The sequence below is a fragment of the Rhodococcus sp. IEGM 27 genome, from assembly GCF_033142305.1.
Classification (GTDB): Bacteria; Actinomycetota; Actinomycetes; order Mycobacteriales; family Mycobacteriaceae; genus Rhodococcus_F; species Rhodococcus_F oxybenzonivorans.
Genome location: NZ_JAWLSG010000001.1, coordinates 485025 through 503832 on the forward strand (window position 1 = coordinate 485025; position 18808 = coordinate 503832).

An 18808-nucleotide genomic window follows, 5' to 3' on the forward strand; every position below is an offset into this window, starting at 1 on the left:
GGACCCCTGGAACAACAGACATGGCTCACCCCATCTCGAACTTTTGAGAGGGGAAGCGGAGCACCTGCAGACAAACCCGACCTCGGACACCTCTCACCGTCTGCTACGGCAGCGCTTCCCGACATCGGCTGTGTGTTCAACCTCGGTTCGAGACTACTCCCGGCAGTGATGTGTCACAAGGAAATAACAGATCCCTTGCCGACATCTGCGCAGGTGAGCTATTACAAAGCGTTACCTATGGGCGCGCGTCTCGCGACGGCGCGCACCACTTGCTCGGCGACCACACGCAGCTTCACGTTCTCCTGTTGCGAGCGCGCGACGAGGACGCCGAAAGCGGCCCCGGCATCTACTCCCCGCAACGCCATGACGATGCCCTTGGCCTGATCGATGACAGCCCGCGAATCATTTGCTATCCGCAATTGTTCGAGCAGGCTTCTCGCTTCCTCGCATCGTCGTACCTGACGCAGTGCGGCCGTCGCCGCGTCGACGTGCGACCCGAGCACCGACTGATCGAGGTCGTCGAAGGCGTGCGGGCGGCTGCCGTACAGGTTCAAGGCACCCAGCGTCTCGATATCCCCTGACCGGGAGTCTGCCCGTGCTGTTCCGTCGGTCAACGGCACCGACAGGGAGCTACCGCCGGTACCGAACGCCGGGGCCTCGCGCAAGTGGAACACCTCGTCCGATGTTGCGGCCACGAATGCCGGTCCGGCTGCGCCCAGTAGCGTGATTCCGGCCATTTCCGCTCCGGGAAATGCCTGAACCGCCTGCCTGCACAAGTTGTTCAGGAGGGCAATGACACTGTCTTCGGTCTCGAGGAGCCGGAGCACCGCCTCGAGCGACACGGTGACCGGATCGACGTCCGCGGGGGGGTCGACGCTCGTCGCAGTCTGCCGTCGGAGATCCTTCCGCATCCCACTCGTCTCCTCTGACCACATGCCCCATCGAGAGCCTGAGGAACGCTCATCGCTTGCGCCAACCCTACCTGCGCATACGTACCGCGCGGACTGGTTTGATCGGGGTTGTTCTGCGGTATCCCACCTGCGGTGTCCCCGGATCGCTACCCTGACTTGTCACCACCCGCGAGCCGGCAACACTCCCGCCGTCAACCCGGTAACGCCCGACCCGGAGGTCTCATGGCCATCGCCAAGACAATCGAACCCGACCAGGATCACACTCATCCCGTCGTCGAACTGCGCGTGCGAGCAACGCCCGATCAGCTGTCCGTTCTACGCGCCCTGGCAGCCACCGTTGCCATTCACGAAGACTTCGACCTCGACTCCATCGCCGACATCAAACTGGCCATGGACGAGATCTGCACCCAATTGATCGTCCGCGCGACGCCCGATGCTGTCCTGGTGTGCCGGCTGCAGTACCTCGACGGCACACTGCGAGTGGCCGTGTCGAGCACCACCACGAGCATTGATTCGCTCGGGCCGCGCTCGTTCGGCTGGCACGTACTTCAGGCCCTGACCGATTCGGTCGATATGCGCCACGAGCCGGACCCGCCCTCGTCGGGATTTGTCACCACCATGGAATTCACCAGGGTGAAGAACGGCTCGATTCTGTGACGTCCGGTACTCGCGGTGGGGGGCAGACGGCACGCTGGCCGGACGAGTATCAGGATGTGGCAGCACTGTTCGAGCGGAAGGCCGCGCTCGACGAGGACGATCCCGAAAGACGAATTCTCCGCGACGCGCTGGTGACGCGTTGCCTCCCCCTCGCGGAGCACATTGCCCGTCGATTCGACGGGCGAGGCGAGGCGCACGACGACCTGGTACAGGTGGCGCGCCTCGGCCTCGTCAATTCGGTGGATCGGTTCGACGTGACCCGTGGTTCCGACTTCGTGTCCTTCGCGGTGCCCACGATCATGGGCGAGGTACGCCGGCATTTTCGAGATACCGGGTGGGCCGTGCGCGTACCGCGCCGCATGAAGGAACTGCATCTCGCGCTGAGCCTCGCGGTGGGCGAGCTGTCGCAGACCCTCGGCCACGCCCCCACCGTCAGCGAGCTGGCCGAACATCTCCACATCGACCAGGAGGACGTGGCGCAGGGCCTCCTCGCCGGCAACGCCTACCAGACGGTGTCCGTGGACAACACGTCGTCCGAGCGGTCCGGCGAACTGTCCATGGTCGAGACGATCGGTGACTACGACGCCGCGATGGACGAAGTCGAGAATCACGAGACCCTACGCCCGCTGCTCGAGTCGCTGCCCGAACGGGAGCGGACCGTCCTGATGCTCCGGTTCTTCGGCAACATGACGCAGACCCAGATCGCCGACCGCGTCGGCATCTCGCAGATGCACGTCTCGCGGCTGCTGGCGAAAACACTGGCGTCGCTGCGGGATCAGCTCGGGGAGGCGTGAGTCAGATCGTTGCCGCGTCGATCACGAACCGGTACCGCACATCGCTGGCGACGACGCGATCGTAGGCGGCATCGATGTCGCTCGCCGGAATCACCTCGATCTCCGCGCCGATGCCGTGCTCCGCACAGAAGTCCAACATTTCCTGAGTCTGGGCCATACCGCCCACCATCGAACCGGCGAGACTGCGCCGATTGGCGGCGAGACTGAACGCGCGTACCTCGATCGGCTTTTCCGGCAGGCCGAGTTCGACGAGGGTGCCGTTGATCGCGAGCATCGACAGGTACGCGTCGATGTCCAGGTTCACCGACACCGTGTTGACGATCAGGTCGAACCGGCTCCGCAACGATCTGAACGTTTCCGGATCGTTGGTGGCGTAGTAGTGATCGGCTCCGAACTTCAGCCCGTCCTCCTTCTTGCCGAGGGACTGGCTCAGAACCGTGACCTCCGCGCCCATCGCACGAGCGATCTTCACCCCGACGTGTCCCAGCCCGCCCATGCCGATGACGGCGACCTTCTTGCCCGGGCCCGCGCCCCAGTGCGCGAGTGGTGAGTACAAGGTGATTCCGGCGCACAGCAGCGGCGCCGCGACGTCCAGTTCCAGCCCGTCCGGAATGGAGACGACGAAACGTTCCGTCACGACGATGTGCGTCGAATATCCGCCCTGCGTCCACTCGCCGTCGCGGCCGCGAGCGTTGTAGGTGCCGGTGACGCGATTCGCGCAGTACTGCTCCTCACCGGCGCGGCAGGCGTCGCACTCACCGCAGGAGTCGACGAAGCACCCGACTCCGACGCGGTCACCCACGTGGTGGCGGGTCACCCCGGAACCGACGGCGGTCACCACACCGGCGATCTCGTGGCCGGGGACGACGGGATAGTGGGTTCCGCCCCACTCGTTGCGGGCGGTGTGGATGTCCGAGTGGCAGATGCCCGCGAACTTGATCTCGATGAGAATGTCGAGCGGTCCGAGCTCCCGACGTTCGATGGTGGTCTTTTCGAAGGTGCCCTCAGCGGACGTGACGGCATATGCGGCGGCGGTAACCATGCACACATGCCTACCTGTTCGCGTCGCTCGGCGTCCAGGCGGGCCGTGTCCGAGAACAACGGCCCGCCCAAACGAATCGACTCAGTCCTCGAGTTCTTCCTTCTCGGCCCGGCGGCGGAGCCTGCGCGCGGCCGCCACCAGATTGCGCAGCGAGGGTTCCAACTGCCAGTAGTGACGGGTCTTGAGACCCCCGTCGGGGTTGGCCCACAGCCGCTCGAGAGAGACGGATTCGCTGGCCTCGGTGAGCAGTTCGTCCAGCTCGTCGATATCGGGTATCCGGGCCGACCTGCTCTCGTACACACCGGGACCGACCCCGTGAGTCAGCGCCCGTTCCTTGAGAGCATCGAGCACCCAGGTAATGGACCGGGTGGCCACGATGGCAGTGACGTCCGCGTCGAGGCGCTCGATGGCATCGACGACCGACGCGCGGCTCGTGTAGGTGAGGTGAGTGTGGATCTGCGTCTCAGGCTTGGCACCACCGGTGGCGAGGCGGAACGCATCGACAGCCCACTCGAGATACGCCTCACGACCGTCCTCGCGCAGAGGCAGCAGCTCACGGATGGCCGGCTCGTCCACCTGGATGATCGCGATACCCGCGGCCTCCAGATCGGCGATCTCGTCGCGGATCACCAACGCCAGCTGGTCCGCCGTTTCGTACAACGGCTGATCTTGGCGGACGAACGACCGCGCGATCATCGTGACCGGACCGGTGAGCATGCCTTTGACCGGCTTGTCCGTCAAGGACTGCGCGTACGAGATCCACTCGACCGTCATCGGCTTCGGCCGCGACACGTCCCCGTAGAGGATCGGCGGACGCGTGCATCGCGAACCGTAGGCCTGCACCCAGCCGTTGTGGGTGTACGCGTAACCCTCGAGCAGCTCCGCGAAATACTGGATCATGTCGTTGCGCTCGTGCTCGCCGTGCACCAGCACGTCCAGACCGATGTCTTCCTGCAACCGGATGGTGTTCTCGATTTCGGCCTGGATCCGCTTGTAGTACTCGTCCCACTCCAGGCGTCCCTCCCCCAGCTCGTAGCGAGCCTGACGGATCTCGGTCGTCTGAGGGAACGAGCCGAGAGTCGTCGCGGGAACCAGGGGCAGATTCAGCCGCTCCTGCTGCGCGACGCGCCTCTCCTCGTACGGGACCCGGACACGGTCGGACGGCGTGATGGCATTGACCCGGGCACGCACGGCGTGCTTGAGCTTGAAGTGCACCGAGGTGGGGCGCTTGCGCCACTTCTCCGACGGCCCCTCGGTGAGAGCCTTCGCGAGCGACACGACCTCACCGACCTTCTGCTTGGCGAACGCCAGCCGGTCTGCCACATCGCCTTGGATGTCGTACTCGGACAGCACGTCGTAGGGAACGTGCAGCAACGACGTGGACGTCGAGACCACGAGATCCGGCACGACGTCCTTGATCGTGTTCAGGTACGTCAGGGTGTTGTACCGGTCGACCCTCCACACGTTGCGGCCGTCGACCACACCGGCGTAGATGCGCTTGCGCCGAATGCCAGGGATCTTCGCGAGGTCATCGGCGCTCATCCGATGGCTGACCAGGTCGAGACCGAGAGCCTCGACCTTGGTCGCAGCGAGGAGGGCGAGTGCTTCACCCAGGTGTCCGTACGGCCCGGTGACGAGGATGCGGGGACGCAGCGGCGCGTGCGACAGCTTCTCGTACGCACGCGCGAGCGCGGCCAGCTCCTCGGGTGTGCGATCTTCGGTGAACGACGGTTCGTCGAGCTGGACGCACGTGGCGCCGGCCTTCGCGAGCTGCTCGAACAACAGCTCGTACTCCGGCAGGATCTTGTCCAGCAGGTCGAGCGTCGAGAAGCCGTGCCGCCGGGACGTCGGCCCCACCTTCGACAGGAGCAGCAGCGACACCGGGCCGAGCACGACGGGACGCAGTTCGATTCCGCGCGCCTTCGCCCGTGCGAACTCGTCCATCAGCGTGTCCGAACGCAGGGAGAAGGTGGTGTTCTCGTCCAGTTCGGGCTGGCGGTAGTGGTAGTTGGTGCCGAAGAAGCGCACCAGCTCGAGAGGCGGGAAGTCGGGCCGGCCGCGACACATCGTGAAGTAGAAGTCCAGCGGATCCAAGTCGCTTTCGAGCGCGGCGAACCGCTCGGGCACCGCACCGAACAGCAGCGCGTTGTCGAGTACGTGGTCGTAGTACGAGAACGTGTTGCCCGGGACCTGGGTCAAACCGGTCGCGGCAAGCTCACTCCACGTCTCTTCCTGCAGGTCCCGCCCTACGGCGACGAGTTCTGCCTTCGTGCTGGTGCCATGCCAGTAGGACTCGAGGGCGCGCTTGAGTTCGCGGTGCGGCCCGATGCGGGGATACCCCAGGATGCTGGATCCGTATGTTGCGGTGCTGGACATGCGGTCGACCTTTCTGGGCTCAGTCCGGGGGCGGAAAGCACCGCGGACTCGATGCACCTGTGCGCCTCTCACAACCGGGGTCGTGAAAGGCGCACAGGGTAGTCGCCTACCTACCTACTAGCTTGCTTTCTTGCTGGCCCGGCCGTTCTCGGCGTACTCGTAGAAGCCGGCCCCCGCCTTCTTGCCGACAAGTCCCGCCTCGACCATGCGAAGCAACAGCGGCGGTGCCGAGTACAGGGGCTCCTTGAACTCCTCGTACATGGAGTCGGCAATGGACTTGACCGTGTCCAGACCCACCAGGTCGGTCAGCGCGAGCGGACCCATCGGGTGTGCGAGGCCGAGCACCGTTGCCTTGTCGATGTCTTCCTTGGTGGCGAACCCCGACTCCACCATGCGAATGGCGGAGAGCAGATACGGCACCAGCAGGGCGTTGACGACGAAGCCGGAACGGTCCGCGGAGCGGACGACCTGCTTGCCCAGCACATCGCTCGCGAAGGCCTCGGCCCGCTCGGCCACCGCCCTGCTCGTCTTGAGCGTGGTCACGAGCTCGACGAGGGGAAGCACCGGAACGGGGTTGAAGAAGTGCATCCCGATGACCCGTTCCGGGGACTTCGTGGCGATGCCCAGCTTCATGATCGGGATCGACGACGTGTTGGATGCCAGCACGGCATTCGGATCCGTCACGACCGAGTCGAGCTCGGCGAAGATGTCACTCTTCACCTTCTCGTCCTCGACGACGGCCTCCACGACGAGCTGGCGATCCGCGAAATCACCGAGATCGGAGGTGAACCGGAGCCGCCAGGCCGCCTGTTCACGTTCACGTTCGGTAATCTTGCCGCTGCTCACGCCGCGGTCGAGCGAACGCAGGATGCGTGAGCGCCCTGCAGCCGCAAGCTCACGGGTCTGCTCGAACACCAGAACATCGACGTGCGCGCGAGCGCACACCTCTGCGATTCCGGCGCCCATGATCCCGGCGCCGATAACGCCGACGCGCTGAATTTTGTCGCTGGTCACGTCGTCAGCTCCTTTTTCGTCTAGTGGAGTCGTCGCCCCGGGAGGGGCCCTGGAACAGGCCCCTCCCGGGGGTCGGGATTGATCAGGTCACACCGTGATCGGTCGAATCCTTGTTGTGGACAAGGCTCAGTGGAACTGACCCTCTTCGGTGGAACCCTTCAGAGCAGCCGTCGACGTGTTGGGGTCGACCGTGGTGGCGATGCTGTCGAAGTAGCCGGCACCCACCTCACGCTGGTGCTTGATGGCGGTGAAGCCACGCTCCTCGGCGGCCTTGAACTCGCGCTCCTGCAGGTCGACGAAGGCGGTCATGCCCTCGCGGGCGTAGCCGTGGGCCAGGTCGAACATGCCGTAGTTGAGCGAGTGGAAGCCGGCGAGGGTGATGAACTGGAACTTGAAGCCCATCGCGCCGAGCTCCTTCTGGAACTTCGCGATGGTCGAGTCGTCCAGGTGCGCCTTCCAGTTGAAGGACGGCGAGCAGTTGTAGGCGAGGAGCTGGTCCGGGAACTCGCTGCGCACGGACTCGGCGAACCGCTTGGCGACCTCGAGGTCCGGCACGCCGGTCTCCATCCAGATGAGGTCGGCGTACGGCGCGTAAGCCTTGGCGCGAGCGATGCAGGGCTCGATGCCGTTCTTGACACCGAAGAAGCCCTCGGCGGTGCGGGTGCCGTCCAGGAACGGCTGGTCGCGCTCGTCGACGTCCGACGTGATGAGGGTCGCGGCCTCGGCGTCGGTACGTGCGATGACCACGGTGGGAACGTCCGCGACGTCGGCCGCGAGGCGAGCCGAGGTCAGGGTGCGGATGTGCTGCTGCGTGGGGATGAGCACCTTGCCACCGAGGTGGCCGCACTTCTTCTCCGACGCGAGCTGGTCCTCCCAGTGCGAACCGGCGACACCGGCCGCGATCATGGCCTTCTGCAGCTCGTAGACGTTGAGTGCACCACCGAAGCCGGCTTCACCGTCGGCGACGATCGGGGCGAGCCAGTTGTCGACGGACGTGTCGCCCTCGACCTTGGCGATCTCGTCGGCGCGCAGCAGCGCGTTGTTGATGCGACGCACGACCTGCGGAACCGAGTTGGCCGGGTAGAGGCTCTGGTCCGGGTAGGTGTGTCCGGACAGGTTCGCGTCACCGGCGACCTGCCAGCCGGAGAGGTAGATGGCCTTGAGGCCTGCACGAACCTGCTGAACGGCCTGGTTGCCGGTCAGCGCGCCCAGCGAGTTGATGTAGTCCTCGTTGTTCACGAGGTCCCAGAGGATCTCGGAACCACGGCGTGCGAGGGTCTGCTCTTCGACAACGGTGCCCTGGAGCTTGGTGACCTGCTCCGCCGTGTAGTTGCGGGTTACTCCCTTCCAGCGCGGGTTGGTGTCCCAATCCTGCTGAATCTCAGCTGCGGTCTTCGGGGTGCCGGTGGTCGACATCAAGACTCCATCTCTTCGATCTGCTGGTCCGGTACGGATGTACTGCTTCACATCCTTGCCAGGCCCTTCCTAGTTACTCATCGAGAATGACACACACAAAAAGTGCCGTCTACCTGTTGCTACTGCCAATCTTCGCTAGCTTTTCATCGAGCCTTGCAAACTTTGCGAAGAAGGAATGGGTCACGACCTGCCCTGTCGGCGAGGAAAGATACCCGCCAGTAGTAAGAACGCGCAGGTCGCGAACACAATGCACGCAACCCCTCGTACACAGGTAATTGCACCCCTGCGGCCCGCACCTCCCCGCGGCGGCACACCCCTCGACGCGCCGGTTGTGATGGCAATCACCGATCGGGCCGGGTACCGCGCTCAGCGGCCGTTACCGCGCTCGCGTCCGATGGCCGGCCCCCGGCGTCGGGGGCGAATGTACCTTTCGGCGCGTCCACAGCGCCGGAAGGTACGTTCGCCCCCGGACCGCAGCACCCGCGAAGGCTGCGAAGCCCCTCTTGCGAACCCCGCGAACCCTTCGTAGGCTGGGGAAATGTCGAAGACCTTCGTCGGTACCCGGTTGCGTCAGCTCCGCACCGAACGAGGCATGAGCCAGGCAGCACTGGCCAAGACGCTGGAAATCTCCGCCAGTTACCTCAACCAGATCGAGCACGACGTCCGGCCGCTCACCGTGCCGGTCCTGCTGCGCATCAGCGAGGTGTTCGGCGTCGACACCACCTTCTTCGCCTCCCAGGACGACACCCGCCTGATCGCCGAGATGCGGGAGGTTGCCCTCGATCAGGAGATGGGTATCGACGCCGACGCTCAGGAGATCGCGGACATGGTGGCGTCGCATCCAGGCCTGGCGAAGGCCATGGTCAACATGCATCGCCGGTTCCGCAACACCACCGCGCAGCTGGCGGCGGCCACGGAGGACCGGTTCAGCGACGGCAGCGGCAGCGGTTCCATCACGATGCCGCACGAAGAGGTCCGGGACTACTTCTACCAGCGTCAGAACTACCTGCACGAGCTCGATACTGCTGCGGAAGAGCTCACCGCCCGCCTGCGTTTCCACCGCGGCGACGTGGGTGGTGAGATCGCCCGCAGGCTGGAAACGGTGCACGACGTACAGATCGTTCGCCGCATCGACCTGGGCGAGAACGTGCTGCACCGGTACGACCCCGAGTCGCGGGTGCTGGAGATCTCGCCGCACCTCTCGGGCGGGCAGCAGGTGTTCAAGTTCGCCACCGAGCTGGCCTACCTGGAGTACGGCGACCTCCTCGACAAGATGGTGGCGGAGGGCGGCTTCACCAGCGACGAGTCGGTGGCGCTGGCCCGGCTCGGACTCGCCAACTACTTCGCCGCCGCGACGGTGCTGCCCTATGGGCAGTTCCACGACGTCGCCGAGGATTTCCGTTACGACATCGAGCGCCTGTCGGCGTTCTACTCGGTCAGTTACGAGACGGTCTGCCACCGCCTCTCCACCCTGCAGCGGCCGAAGCTGCGCGGGGTCCCGTTCATGTTCGTGCGCGTCGACCGCGCCGGGAACATGTCGAAGCGCCAATCCGCCACCGGCTTCCACTTCTCCACGAGCGGCGGCACCTGCCCGCTGTGGAACGTCTACGAGACGTTCGCATACCCCGGCAAGATCATGAACCAGATCGCGCAGATGCCCGACGGCCGCCGGTACCTCTGGGTCGCCCGCACCGTCGAGCGTCGTGCCGCCCGCTACGGGCAGCCGGCCAAGATCTTCGCGATCGGGCTCGGCTGCGAGATCAGACACGCGCACCGCCTGGTCTACGGCGACGGACTGGACCTCGACGAGTCGAATCCCGGGACGCCGATCGGAGCCGGCTGCCGGGTGTGCGAGCGGGTCAACTGCCCACAACGGGCGTTCCCGCCCCTGGGCAAGCAACTCGACATCAGCGAACACCGCAGTTCGGTGTCCCCCTACCTCATTCGGTGAGGTACTGCACCTTCCGCCGCGCACCGCTGGCCCTGTGAGCGCTTGTTCACACGTCTGTAATTCGCGACACGAACACGTCACCGACAGACATTCAGGCGCAACAACCGCGGCTTAATGTTCGCCCCACGAATACACCTCTGTATACGTGGGGCGGATACATCCGTTCCGGAATACGGGGTTCCCACCTCCTCCGACGGAAAGGCCCGTACATGCGCACCTTCTCCAAGCGCGCCCTCGCTGCACCGACCGCGCTCGCCGCCATCGGGCTCGTGCTGACCGGTTGCGGCAGCAAGGCATCCGACACGGCCACGGAGTCCACCGCGGCATCCTGCGTGGACACCTCCGGGGACACGATCAAGGTCGGGTCGTTGAACTCGCTGTCCGGCACCATGGCCATCAGTGAGGTGACCGTCCGGGATTCGATCGCGCTCGCGGTCGACGAAATCAACAGCGCGGGCGGCGTGCTCGGCAAGAAGATTCAGATCGTGGCCGAGGACGGCGCCTCGGAACCCACCGTGTTCGCCGAGAAGGCCGAGAAGCTGATCAGCAGCGACTGTGTCGCAGCGGTTTTCGGTGGCTGGACCTCGTCGAGCCGCAAGGCGATGCTTCCGGTGTTCGAGGACAACAACTCCCTGCTCTACTACCCCGTCCAGTACGAGGGCCTCGAAGATTCGAAGAACATCTTCTACACGGGTGCCACCACCAACCAGCAGATCGTTCCTGCCCTCGACTACTTGAAGGAGAAGGGCGTCACGTCGCTGTACCTGGTAGGTAGCGACTACGTGTTCCCGCAGACCGCGAACCGCATCATCAAGGCCTACGCCGAGGCCAACGGCATCGAGATCAAGGGCGAGGACTACACGCCGCTCGGTTCCACCGACTTCTCCACCATCATCAACAAGGTTCGCTCCGCCGACGCCGATGCCGTGTTCAACACGCTCAACGGAGATTCGAACGTCGCGTTCTTCCGGGAGTACAAGAACGTGGGGCTGACAGCCCAGGACATGCCCGTCGTGTCGGTGTCGATCGCGGAGGAGGAAGTCGGCGGTATCGGGGTCCAGAACATCGAAGGTCAGCTTACGGCCTGGGACTACTACCAGACCATCGACTCGCCGGAGAACAAGACGTTCGTCGACGCCTACAAGGCGCGGTACGGCGCAGCCAAGCCGACGTCGGACCCGATGGAAGCCGCCTACACCTCCGTCTATCTGTGGAAGAACACCGTTGAGAAGGCGAATTCGTTTGCTACGGCCGATATTCAGGCAAATGCGGACGGAGTGGCGTTCGACGCCCCCGAGGGGAAGGTCACGATCGACGGTTCCAACCACCACATCAGCAAGACGGCCCGAATCGGTGAGATCCGGGGAGACGGCCTGATCTACACGGTGTGGGATTCCGGCACCCCGATCGAGCCGGACCCGTACCTGACGTCCTACCCCTGGGCCGAGTCGCTCGGTAGCTAGCACCACGTCCGACGAGTAGAGGGAGAGAGGACATGCATCCATGGATGTAGTGATCGGGCAGTTGTTCACCGGGCTGAGTATCGGATCCATCCTGTTGCTCGCAGCGCTGGGACTGTCATTGACGTTCGGTCAGATGGGCGTCATCAACATGGCCCACGGCGAGTTCATCATGGCGGGCTCGTACACCGCTTACGTGGTGCAGCAGGTGATCTCGAGCGCCACCGAATCCCTGTTCGTCTCTCTACTCGTCGGCTTCGTGGTGGGTGGTGCCATGGGCGTCCTCCTCGAGGTCACTCTGGTCAAACGCATGTACCACCGGCCGCTCGACACCCTGCTGGTGACGTTCGGTGTGGGCTTGATCCTGCAGCAGCTCGCGAGGGACATCTTCGGTGCGCCGGCGGTCAACGTCGTCGCACCGGGGTGGCTCTCGGGCGGTGTGGAGATTCTGGGAGCTGTGGTCCCCAAGACACGTCTGTTCATCCTCGTGCTCGCCGTCGCGTCGGTGGTGGCGCTGTCGCTGGCACTGAAGAGATCGTCGATGGGTCGTCGTATTCGGGCGGTCGTGCAGAACCGCGATCTGGCCGAAACGAGTGGAATCTCCAGTCGCCGTACCGATGTGACGACGTTCTTCATCGGATCCGGTCTCGCCGGTGTCGCGGGTGTGGCGCTCACCCTGATCGGTTCGACCAGCCCGACCATCGGTCAGAGCTATCTCATCGACGCCTTCCTGGTGGTCGTGGTCGGCGGTCTGGGGCAGATGAAGGGTGCGGTGATCGCCGCGTTCGCGCTCGGCCTGCTGAACTCGTTCATCGAGTACTCGACCACGGCGTCGATCGCCAAGGTCATCGTGTTCGTGGTCATCGTGGTGTTCCTCCAGGTTCGGCCACAGGGCCTGTTCGCCGTCAAGACGAGGAGTCTCGTATGAGCATCCTGACGAGTGGCCGTTACCGTGCGTGGGCGGGCTTCGCGATCGCCGCCCTTCTCCTCTTCGTTGTCGCCCCTGCCGTTCTCAGTGATTTCCGGTTGAGCCTGCTCGGGAAGTTCCTGTGCTTCGCGATCGTCGCGGTCGGTATCGGCCTCGCGTGGGGCCGCGGGGGGATGCTCACCCTCGGGCAGGGCGTGTTCTTCGGGCTCGGCGCCTACATGATGGCCATGCATCTGAAGATTTCCGACGCCCAACTCCGCGGCGACACCGTGCCGGACTTCATGCAGATTGCCGGCATCCGCGCCCTGCCCGGTTACTGGGTGCCGTTCACGTCGCCGGTCGTGACGGTGCTGGGCATTCTGCTGATCCCCGGACTCGTAGCTTTCGCGCTGGGTCTCGGCGTGTTCAAACGCCGGGTGAAGGGCGCGTACTTCGCGATCCTCAGTCAAGCGCTCGCCGCCGCGTTCGCGATCCTGCTCGTCGGGCAACAGACCACCGGCGGCAGCAACGGCCTCAACCGGTTCCGCACCTTCTTCGGTTTCAACCTGAACGATCCCGCCAACAAGCAGATGCTGTTCTTCATCACCGCCGGTGTTCTCCTCGCGGTGGTGGCGATCGTGCGGCAACTGATGAACAGCCGCTACGGTGAACTGCTCGTCGCTGTACGTGACCAGGAAGAGCGTGTCCGCTTCCTCGGGTACGATCCGGCGAACATCAAGCTCGTCGCCTACGTGACCGCCGCCTTCTTCGCCGGGATCGCGGGTGCGCTGTTCGTGCCGATCGTCGGCATCATCTCCCCCGCCGACGTCGGAATCGTTCCCTCGATCGCCTTCCTGATCGGGGTCGCCATCGGTGGCCGCGCCACCCTGCTCGGCCCGGTTCTGGGTGCGATCGGTGTCGCATGGGCGCAGAGTGCCTTCTCCGAGTCCTTCCCCTCCGGATGGATTTACGCCCAGGGCCTGCTGTTCATCGTGGTGGTCGGATTCTTCCCGGCCGGTGTGGCCGGCCTGTTCGCACTGCTGAAACGCAGGCAGAAGGCGTCCCCCGAAGAACCTTCCTCGCCCGGACCGGAGGACGACACGGAGTCGACGGAACGAATGGAGATGGCGCGATGACTACGTCCACCACGTCCAAGGAACCAGTGCTCGGCGGCAACGCCGGGATGTCCAGCGAGTACCTCGAGGTGCGCGATCTACGCGTCAGCTTCGACGGGTTCAAGGCTGTCGACGGCGTCGATCTCACTCTGTTGCAGGGTGATCTGCGGTTTCTCATCGGACCTAACGGTGCGGGCAAGACCACGCTCGTCGACGCCATCACCGGGCTCGTCCCTGCGACGGGATCGGTCACCAAGTCCGGTGTCGAGCTGATCGGCAAGAAGGTGCACCGCATCGCCCGGCTCGGGGTGGGACGCACGTTCCAGACTGCGAGTGTGTTCGAGGAGTTGACGGTTCTCCAGAATCTGGACATCGCCGCGGGTGCGGGCCGCTCGGCACTCACCCTGCTGCGCCGCCGCAAGACGGTGCTCCCCGCCATCGAGGAGGCTTTCGAGGTCACGGGTCTCGGCAGCCTCCGCGACACCCCTGCCGGGATTCTCGCGCACGGGCAGAAGCAGTGGCTCGAGATCGGCATGCTGCTGGTGCAGAATTGCTCGGTTCTCCTGCTCGACGAGCCGGTTGCCGGGATGAGTTCCGAGGAGCGGGAAGAGACGGGAAACCTGTTGCGCCGCATCGGCGGTGAGCGGACCGTCGTCGTGGTCGAGCACGACATGGATTTCATGCGCGCGTTCGCGACGTCGGTGACCGTGCTGCATGCCGGGAAGGTGCTGAGCGAGGGAACCGTGGAGCAGGTGCAGGCCGACCCACGTGTGCAGGAGGTGTACCTCGGGACCGCCGCGGCCGGCGCCGCTCCCGAGTTGCAGCCCGACGTTTCGAAGGAGGACAGCGATGCTCGAGCTTGACGACATCCGGGCCGGGTACGGCCGAACCGAAGTAATCCACGGGGTCTCGCTGACGGTGCCGTCGGACGGCGTGGCAGCGGTGATGGGTCACAACGGCGCGGGCAAGACGACGCTTCTGCGGGCTGCGGTCGGACTGATCAAGGTCGATTCCGGGCGGGTGCTGTTCGACGGCGAGGACGTGACGGCGCTGCGCCCGAGCGCCCGCGTGGCGCGCGGCCTCGCGTACGTCCCGCAGGGCCAGCAGTCGTTCGGGCAGCTGACCACCGCCGAAAACCTCCAAGTGGTTGCCGACGGCCGCAAGCGCGGAAAGGAACTCATCGGGGAGGCACTCGATCTCTTTCCCGCATTGCGTGGCCTTCTCGAACGACGTGCCGGTCTCCTCTCGGGTGGTCAGCGTCAGCAGCTGGCCATTGCCCGGGCGCTCATCACCGAGCCGAAGATGTTGATTCTCGACGAACCGACCGAGGGCATTCAGCCGTCCGTGGTCGCGGAGATCGAACGAACGATCATGGAGCTCACGCGTCGGGGCGGGCTCGGCGTCCTGCTCGTCGAGCAGCACATCGGCTTTGCGCTCGAATCGGCGGAGCGCTACTACGTGCTCGAGTCGGGGCGGGTCACGTCGTCGGGTGCCGGTGGCGCCGCACCCGAGTCCGACGTGCGTACCGCGGTGTCCGACGTCCGCGCGGCAATGGCCATCTGATGGCTCGCCGAGAATCAGCCGGTCCACTCAGCGACCAGGTGTACCTTGCGCTGCGGACGGATCTGATGAGCGGACGAATTCCGCCCGGACAGCGTCTCGGCGAGGAACGCCTCGCCGAGACGTACGGCGTGTCCCGGACGCCGGTACGGGAGGCTCTGGCTCGTCTGCTGGCGGACGGGCTCGTGCAACGCGATGTGGGTGGGCTCTTTCCGTACCGTCCGCGCATCGACGAACTCGCCGGGCTCTACGAACTCCGCATCACGCTCGAACTGCAGGGCATCGCACGGGTCAGGGACGACGAGTCGAGGCAGCACGACCCCGACGTCCTGGGACCCGAACTCGACAAGTGGTACGCCCTACGCAAGGACACTCCGGAGCCCGACGCCGGATTCGTGGCACTCGACGAGCAGTTCCACACCGTTCTGCTGCGGGCTGCGGGCAACACAGCATTGTCGGACGCCCTCGTCAACGTGAATGCGAAGGTACGACCGGTGCGGATGTTCGACTACCTCACCCCCGACCGCATGACTGCGACCATCGACGAGCACATCTCGGTGGCAGAACTGACGCTGGATCGCAAACTCGATGCCGCCTACGACACGCTGCTGGCGCACATCAGCGAGTCGCGAGAAGTGGTGATCGAACGCGCCGAACAGGCGCTTTCGCTGGCGCGGATGGCGTGGGCCGTTCGGGATTGAGCCGCGTTCCCCTCGCGTGGGATCCCTCTTCTCGACCGAGAAGCCGAGCGAGTGCTAGCGTCTTGCTACCGCTCGGTAACACAGTCTCGACGGAAGGGAGCGGCATGAGCGCACGCATTCCACCAGGACGGCTGAAGGAGCTCGGACCGGTCAACTGGGTGTTGTGGCGGATCCTTTCGACTGTCGCCGGTGTTCCCGACGCGCATCTGTTCAGCACGGTCGGCCGCGCGAGGGGCCTGTTCCGGGCGTGGCTGCGCTACTCCAGCAAGTTGATGCCGGGCGGAAAAATCTCCCGACACGAGACCGAACTGATCATTCTCCGCGTAGCTCATCTGCGGAAGTGCGGGTACGAGATGGATCACCACGTCCGTCTCGGACGCCGCGCCGGCGTCACCCCGGCCCTTCTCCAGCAGGTGCTCGACGGTCCGGACGCCGAGGGCTGGGATGTGCGCCGCCGCGCCATCCTCACGGCCGTCGACCAACTCGTCACCACCGACAATCTCGACGATGCCGCGTGGTCGGCGCTCAGCGCCCACTTCGACGACCGCCAGCTGATCGAGTTCTGTTTTCTGGTCACGCAATACGACGCGCTTGCCACGACCATCGGCACATTGCGGATCGAGCGGGACTACTCGTAGACGCCCCGGTCCGGTTCGCTCCCCTTCGCTACGCCGGGCGGACGGGCTGCCGGAGAACCGTCCGGAGTTTCGCCGGTGCCGTCCGCCGGGGGTCGCTGAGGTAGATCTCGTGATGATCGCCGTTGAAGACCAGTCCGTGCTCGGGCATGAACTCGTCGTGTAGTCGGGCGAGGGTAGGCGCCTCGTCGTCGTAGGAGCCGAGGTGCAGGATCTGCACGCTTGCGCCTTCGACGAACGTGAGCGGGCGCAGCAGATCGAGAGCGGGAAGCTCCTTCTTGGCGGCGACCACCGACCGTGCATCCTCGATGTCGGTCGTGGTGATCCAGTCGGGTTGCACGACCATCATGGTCCAGTCCCAGCTGTCCTTGTCGCGGGTGATGAAGCTGCGTGGGTCGGCGGCACGCCACAGACCTTCGAGCGGACCGACGACGAAATCGCGACCGTGGGTGATCTTGCTGGCGAATTTGATCGTGTAGGCGGTGGCATACAGCGCCTCGACGGCGGCGGCGTACTCGGGTGAGGTGTTCGGGTCGCCATGTCCGTCCACTGCGATATAGGTCAGCTCCGGGACGTCGACAAGAGCGAACCGTCCGGCGCTCGGCGCGTACAGCGCCTTGCGCTCCTTCTTGCAGTCGTACTTGTCCACGGTGGCGCCTTTCCTGTTTCTGCATTTCTGCAGTCGGTGTCTGCGAATGTCGGCCTTGTCTGCGCTGAAGTCTGCATCGATACTCACCGACTGAGCGTGACGCACCGCGCCACAGCTCGACCGAGTGGACATCGCACAGAGATGGGGATCGACGAATGACGGACACCGCCCAGAGAACCAGCTCCGAAAGAGGACTGGCACGGGTCGCCCAGTCACTCGCCGCCTGGACCGAGAAGTGGTTTCCGGACGCCTACGTTTTCGCGCTGGCCGGTGTCGTCATCGTGGCCGTCGCCGCTCTGGCCAACGGCTCGTCCCCGCACGCGGTCGTCGATGCTTTCGGTGACGGCTTCTGGGATCTCACGGCTTTCACCCTGCAGATGGCCATGGTGGTGCTCACCGGATACGTCGTGGCCACCTCGCCCCCGGTTGCAAGGCTGATCGACCGGCTGGCCACCGTGCCGCGCACCGCCAGCAGTGCGGTGAGTGTCGTTGCATTCCTGTCGATGTCGGTGTCCTTCCTGAACTGGGGACTGAGTCTCGTCTTCGGTGGTCTGCTGGCCCGTGCGATCGCCCGCCGGACCGATCTACGCGTGGACTACCGCGCGCTCGGCGCAGCGGCCTTCATGGGACTGGGGGCCGTGTGGGCGCTCGGCATGTCCTCTTCGGCTGCGCAACTGCAGGCCACTGCAACCTCGCTGCCTCCGGCACTGCTGAAGATCACCGGCGTCCTCGACTTCGGTGACACGATTTTCACGTGGCAGTCATTGCTCATGTGTGCCATTATCACCGCGCTGACCGTGGCTATTGCGCATTTCTCCGCGCCGAGGGGTGCCGCCATCAAGACTGCCGAAGAATTAGATGTCGATGTCGACGACCAGCCCGCCGAGGTGGCGCCGCGCTCACGGCCGGGAGAGTGGCTCGAGTACAGCCGTATCCTGCCGGTCCTCGCCGCCCTGATGACGCTGGGATGGTTGGTCTCTCAGCTCGTCACGAAGCCGGTGCTCACCGTTGTCAGCAGTTTGAATGGATATCTGCTCGTATTCCTCATGCTGGGGCTGGTGCTGCACGGGACACCCCGCAAGTTCCTGCAAGCTGTCACTCTTGCTGTACCGGCCACGGCCGGTATTCTCGTCCAGTTTCCCCTCTATGCCGCGATGGCCGCGATCCTCACCGAGGCCGAGGGCAACGGGGGTCTCACCATCTCGGAACACCTTGCGGAGTTCTTCACGAACATCGGGGGCGGCGGGAGTTTCGCGGTCGTCATCGCCCTCTACACCGTGGTGCTGGGGGTCTTCGTCCCGTCCGGCGGCGGAAAATGGCTGGTCGAGGCCCCATATGTCATGCAGGCGGCCACCGACGTCCAGATGAACCTGGGCTGGACGGTTCAGATCTACAACGTGGCCGAGGCACTGCCCAACCTCGTCAATCCGTTCTTCATGCTGCCGCTCCTGGCGGTGCTGAAGCTGCGCGCGCGCGACCTGGTGGGATTCACATTCTTGCAGTTCATGTTCCACCTGCCGGTGGTTCTGCTCCTGGTGTGGCTACTCGGGATGACATTCGACTACGTGCCGCCGGTAGTACCCACGCCATGACGGCGCGCGAGAGGTTCTACTAACCCAC

The 18808-nt window shown here is 64.8% G+C and carries 17 protein-coding genes; 11 read left to right on the forward strand and 6 right to left on the reverse strand.

The features are described 5' to 3' along the window. Window positions 1–221 precede the first annotated feature (221 nt). Complete coding sequence (locus R4P95_RS02330; RefSeq protein ID WP_213573152.1) at window positions 222–911, reverse strand: ANTAR domain-containing protein; 690 nt, start codon at window positions 909–911, stop codon at window positions 222–224. A gap of 222 nt (window positions 912–1133) precedes the next feature. Between R4P95_RS02330 and R4P95_RS02335 the strand changes: the two genes are divergently transcribed. Further along, window positions 1134–1568: an ATP-binding protein gene (locus R4P95_RS02335; RefSeq protein ID WP_213573153.1), complete on the forward strand. Its 435-nt coding sequence runs from the start codon at window positions 1134–1136 to the stop codon at window positions 1566–1568. Then, a complete protein-coding gene (locus R4P95_RS02340) occupies window positions 1565–2362 on the forward strand; it encodes a SigB/SigF/SigG family RNA polymerase sigma factor (RefSeq protein ID WP_213573154.1) in 798 nt (265 codons plus the stop codon). The genes R4P95_RS02335 and R4P95_RS02340 overlap by 4 nt, the downstream gene beginning before the upstream one ends. Window position 2363: 1 nt before the next feature. Here the strand turns inward: R4P95_RS02340 and R4P95_RS02345 are convergent, their stop codons facing one another. The 4 genes from R4P95_RS02345 to aceA all read right to left on the reverse strand — a co-directional run bounded on the left by R4P95_RS02345 (window position 2364) and on the right by aceA (window position 8210). Next, complete coding sequence (locus tag R4P95_RS02345; RefSeq protein ID WP_317743464.1) at window positions 2364–3404, reverse strand: NAD(P)-dependent alcohol dehydrogenase; 1041 nt, start codon at window positions 3402–3404, stop codon at window positions 2364–2366. Between the two features lie 81 nt (window positions 3405–3485). Next, window positions 3486–5780, reverse strand: coding sequence for a 5-methyltetrahydropteroyltriglutamate--homocysteine S-methyltransferase (gene metE / locus R4P95_RS02350; protein WP_317743465.1), 2295 nt, complete (start codon window positions 5778–5780; stop codon window positions 3486–3488). A 117-nt stretch (window positions 5781–5897) separates the two neighbouring features. Further along, window positions 5898–6794: a 3-hydroxybutyryl-CoA dehydrogenase gene (locus R4P95_RS02355; RefSeq protein WP_213573157.1), complete on the reverse strand. Its 897-nt coding sequence runs from the start codon at window positions 6792–6794 to the stop codon at window positions 5898–5900. A 126-nt stretch (window positions 6795–6920) separates the two neighbouring features. Continuing rightward, window positions 6921–8210: an isocitrate lyase gene (gene aceA, locus R4P95_RS02360; protein WP_109327738.1), complete on the reverse strand. Its 1290-nt coding sequence runs from the start codon at window positions 8208–8210 to the stop codon at window positions 6921–6923. Between the two features lie 538 nt (window positions 8211–8748). Here aceA and ramB point away from each other — a divergent pair. The 8 genes from ramB (at window position 8749) to R4P95_RS02400 (ending at window position 16542) form a co-directional block, all read left to right on the forward strand. Next, on the forward strand, window positions 8749–10161 hold the full coding sequence (gene ramB / locus R4P95_RS02365) for an acetate metabolism transcriptional regulator RamB (protein ID WP_109327734.1): 1413 nt from the start codon (window positions 8749–8751) through the stop codon (window positions 10159–10161). A gap of 209 nt (window positions 10162–10370) precedes the next feature. Then, window positions 10371–11624, forward strand: a complete 1254-nt coding sequence (gene urtA, locus R4P95_RS02370) for an urea ABC transporter substrate-binding protein (protein WP_109327731.1) — start codon at window positions 10371–10373, stop codon at window positions 11622–11624. Between the two features lie 40 nt (window positions 11625–11664). Then, entirely contained in the window at window positions 11665–12549 is an 885-nt protein-coding gene (gene urtB / locus R4P95_RS02375) for an urea ABC transporter permease subunit UrtB (protein ID WP_317743466.1), read from the forward strand. Next, window positions 12546–13664: an urea ABC transporter permease subunit UrtC gene (urtC, locus tag R4P95_RS02380; RefSeq protein WP_317743467.1), complete on the forward strand. Its 1119-nt coding sequence runs from the start codon at window positions 12546–12548 to the stop codon at window positions 13662–13664. The genes urtB and urtC overlap by 4 nt, the downstream gene beginning before the upstream one ends. Continuing rightward, window positions 13661–14506: an urea ABC transporter ATP-binding protein UrtD gene (gene urtD, locus R4P95_RS02385; protein ID WP_213573159.1), complete on the forward strand. Its 846-nt coding sequence runs from the start codon at window positions 13661–13663 to the stop codon at window positions 14504–14506. Before urtC ends, urtD begins: the two co-directional genes overlap by 4 nt. After that, on the forward strand, window positions 14493–15206 hold the full coding sequence (gene urtE, locus R4P95_RS02390; protein ID WP_208962389.1) for an urea ABC transporter ATP-binding subunit UrtE: 714 nt from the start codon (window positions 14493–14495) through the stop codon (window positions 15204–15206). The genes urtD and urtE overlap by 14 nt, the downstream gene beginning before the upstream one ends. Beyond that, the gene (locus R4P95_RS02395; protein WP_213573160.1) at window positions 15206–15904 is read left to right on the forward strand and encodes a GntR family transcriptional regulator; all 699 of its coding nucleotides are present in this window, start codon (window positions 15206–15208) and stop codon (window positions 15902–15904) included. Before urtE ends, R4P95_RS02395 begins: the two co-directional genes overlap by 1 nt. 104 nt (window positions 15905–16008) lie before the next feature. Further along, entirely contained in the window at window positions 16009–16542 is a 534-nt protein-coding gene (locus tag R4P95_RS02400; RefSeq protein WP_317743468.1) for a carboxymuconolactone decarboxylase family protein, read from the forward strand. Window positions 16543–16570: 28 nt separating this feature from the next. Here R4P95_RS02400 and R4P95_RS02405 read toward each other — a convergent pair whose 3' ends face one another. Further along, on the reverse strand, window positions 16571–17188 hold the full coding sequence (locus R4P95_RS02405) for a GyrI-like domain-containing protein (RefSeq protein ID WP_317743932.1): 618 nt from the start codon (window positions 17186–17188) through the stop codon (window positions 16571–16573). Window positions 17189–17343: 155 nt separating this feature from the next. On the opposite strand from R4P95_RS02405, the gene R4P95_RS02410 reads away from it, so the two are divergent. Beyond that, window positions 17344–18780 carry a short-chain fatty acid transporter gene (locus R4P95_RS02410; protein WP_213573162.1) on the forward strand — a complete coding sequence of 479 codons (1437 nt, stop codon included), beginning with the start codon at window positions 17344–17346 and terminating at the stop codon, window positions 18778–18780. The last annotated feature ends 28 nt before the right edge of the window (window positions 18781–18808 follow it).

Coding starts and splice junctions, on each gene's coding strand:
- R4P95_RS02410 (WP_213573162.1), top strand. CDS start 17,344: ATGACGGACACCGCCCAGAGAACCAGCTCCGAAAGAGGACTGGCACGG.
- R4P95_RS02400 (WP_317743468.1), top strand. CDS start 16,009: ATGAGCGCACGCATTCCACCAGGACGGCTGAAGGAGCTCGGACCGGTC.
- metE (WP_317743465.1), bottom strand. CDS start 5,780: ATGTCCAGCACCGCAACATACGGATCCAGCATCCTGGGGTATCCCCGC.
- R4P95_RS02335 (WP_213573153.1), top strand. CDS start 1,134: ATGGCCATCGCCAAGACAATCGAACCCGACCAGGATCACACTCATCCC.
- R4P95_RS02330 (WP_213573152.1), bottom strand. CDS start 911: ATGCGGAAGGATCTCCGACGGCAGACTGCGACGAGCGTCGACCCCCCC.
- urtB (WP_317743466.1), top strand. CDS start 11,665: ATGGATGTAGTGATCGGGCAGTTGTTCACCGGGCTGAGTATCGGATCC.
- urtC (WP_317743467.1), top strand. CDS start 12,546: ATGAGCATCCTGACGAGTGGCCGTTACCGTGCGTGGGCGGGCTTCGCG.
- aceA (WP_109327738.1), bottom strand. CDS start 8,210: ATGTCGACCACCGGCACCCCGAAGACCGCAGCTGAGATTCAGCAGGAT.
- urtA (WP_109327731.1), top strand. CDS start 10,371: ATGCGCACCTTCTCCAAGCGCGCCCTCGCTGCACCGACCGCGCTCGCC.
- urtD (WP_213573159.1), top strand. CDS start 13,661: ATGACTACGTCCACCACGTCCAAGGAACCAGTGCTCGGCGGCAACGCC.
- R4P95_RS02395 (WP_213573160.1), top strand. CDS start 15,206: ATGGCTCGCCGAGAATCAGCCGGTCCACTCAGCGACCAGGTGTACCTT.
- R4P95_RS02345 (WP_317743464.1), bottom strand. CDS start 3,404: ATGGTTACCGCCGCCGCATATGCCGTCACGTCCGCTGAGGGCACCTTC.
- ramB (WP_109327734.1), top strand. CDS start 8,749: ATGTCGAAGACCTTCGTCGGTACCCGGTTGCGTCAGCTCCGCACCGAA.
- urtE (WP_208962389.1), top strand. CDS start 14,493: ATGCTCGAGCTTGACGACATCCGGGCCGGGTACGGCCGAACCGAAGTA.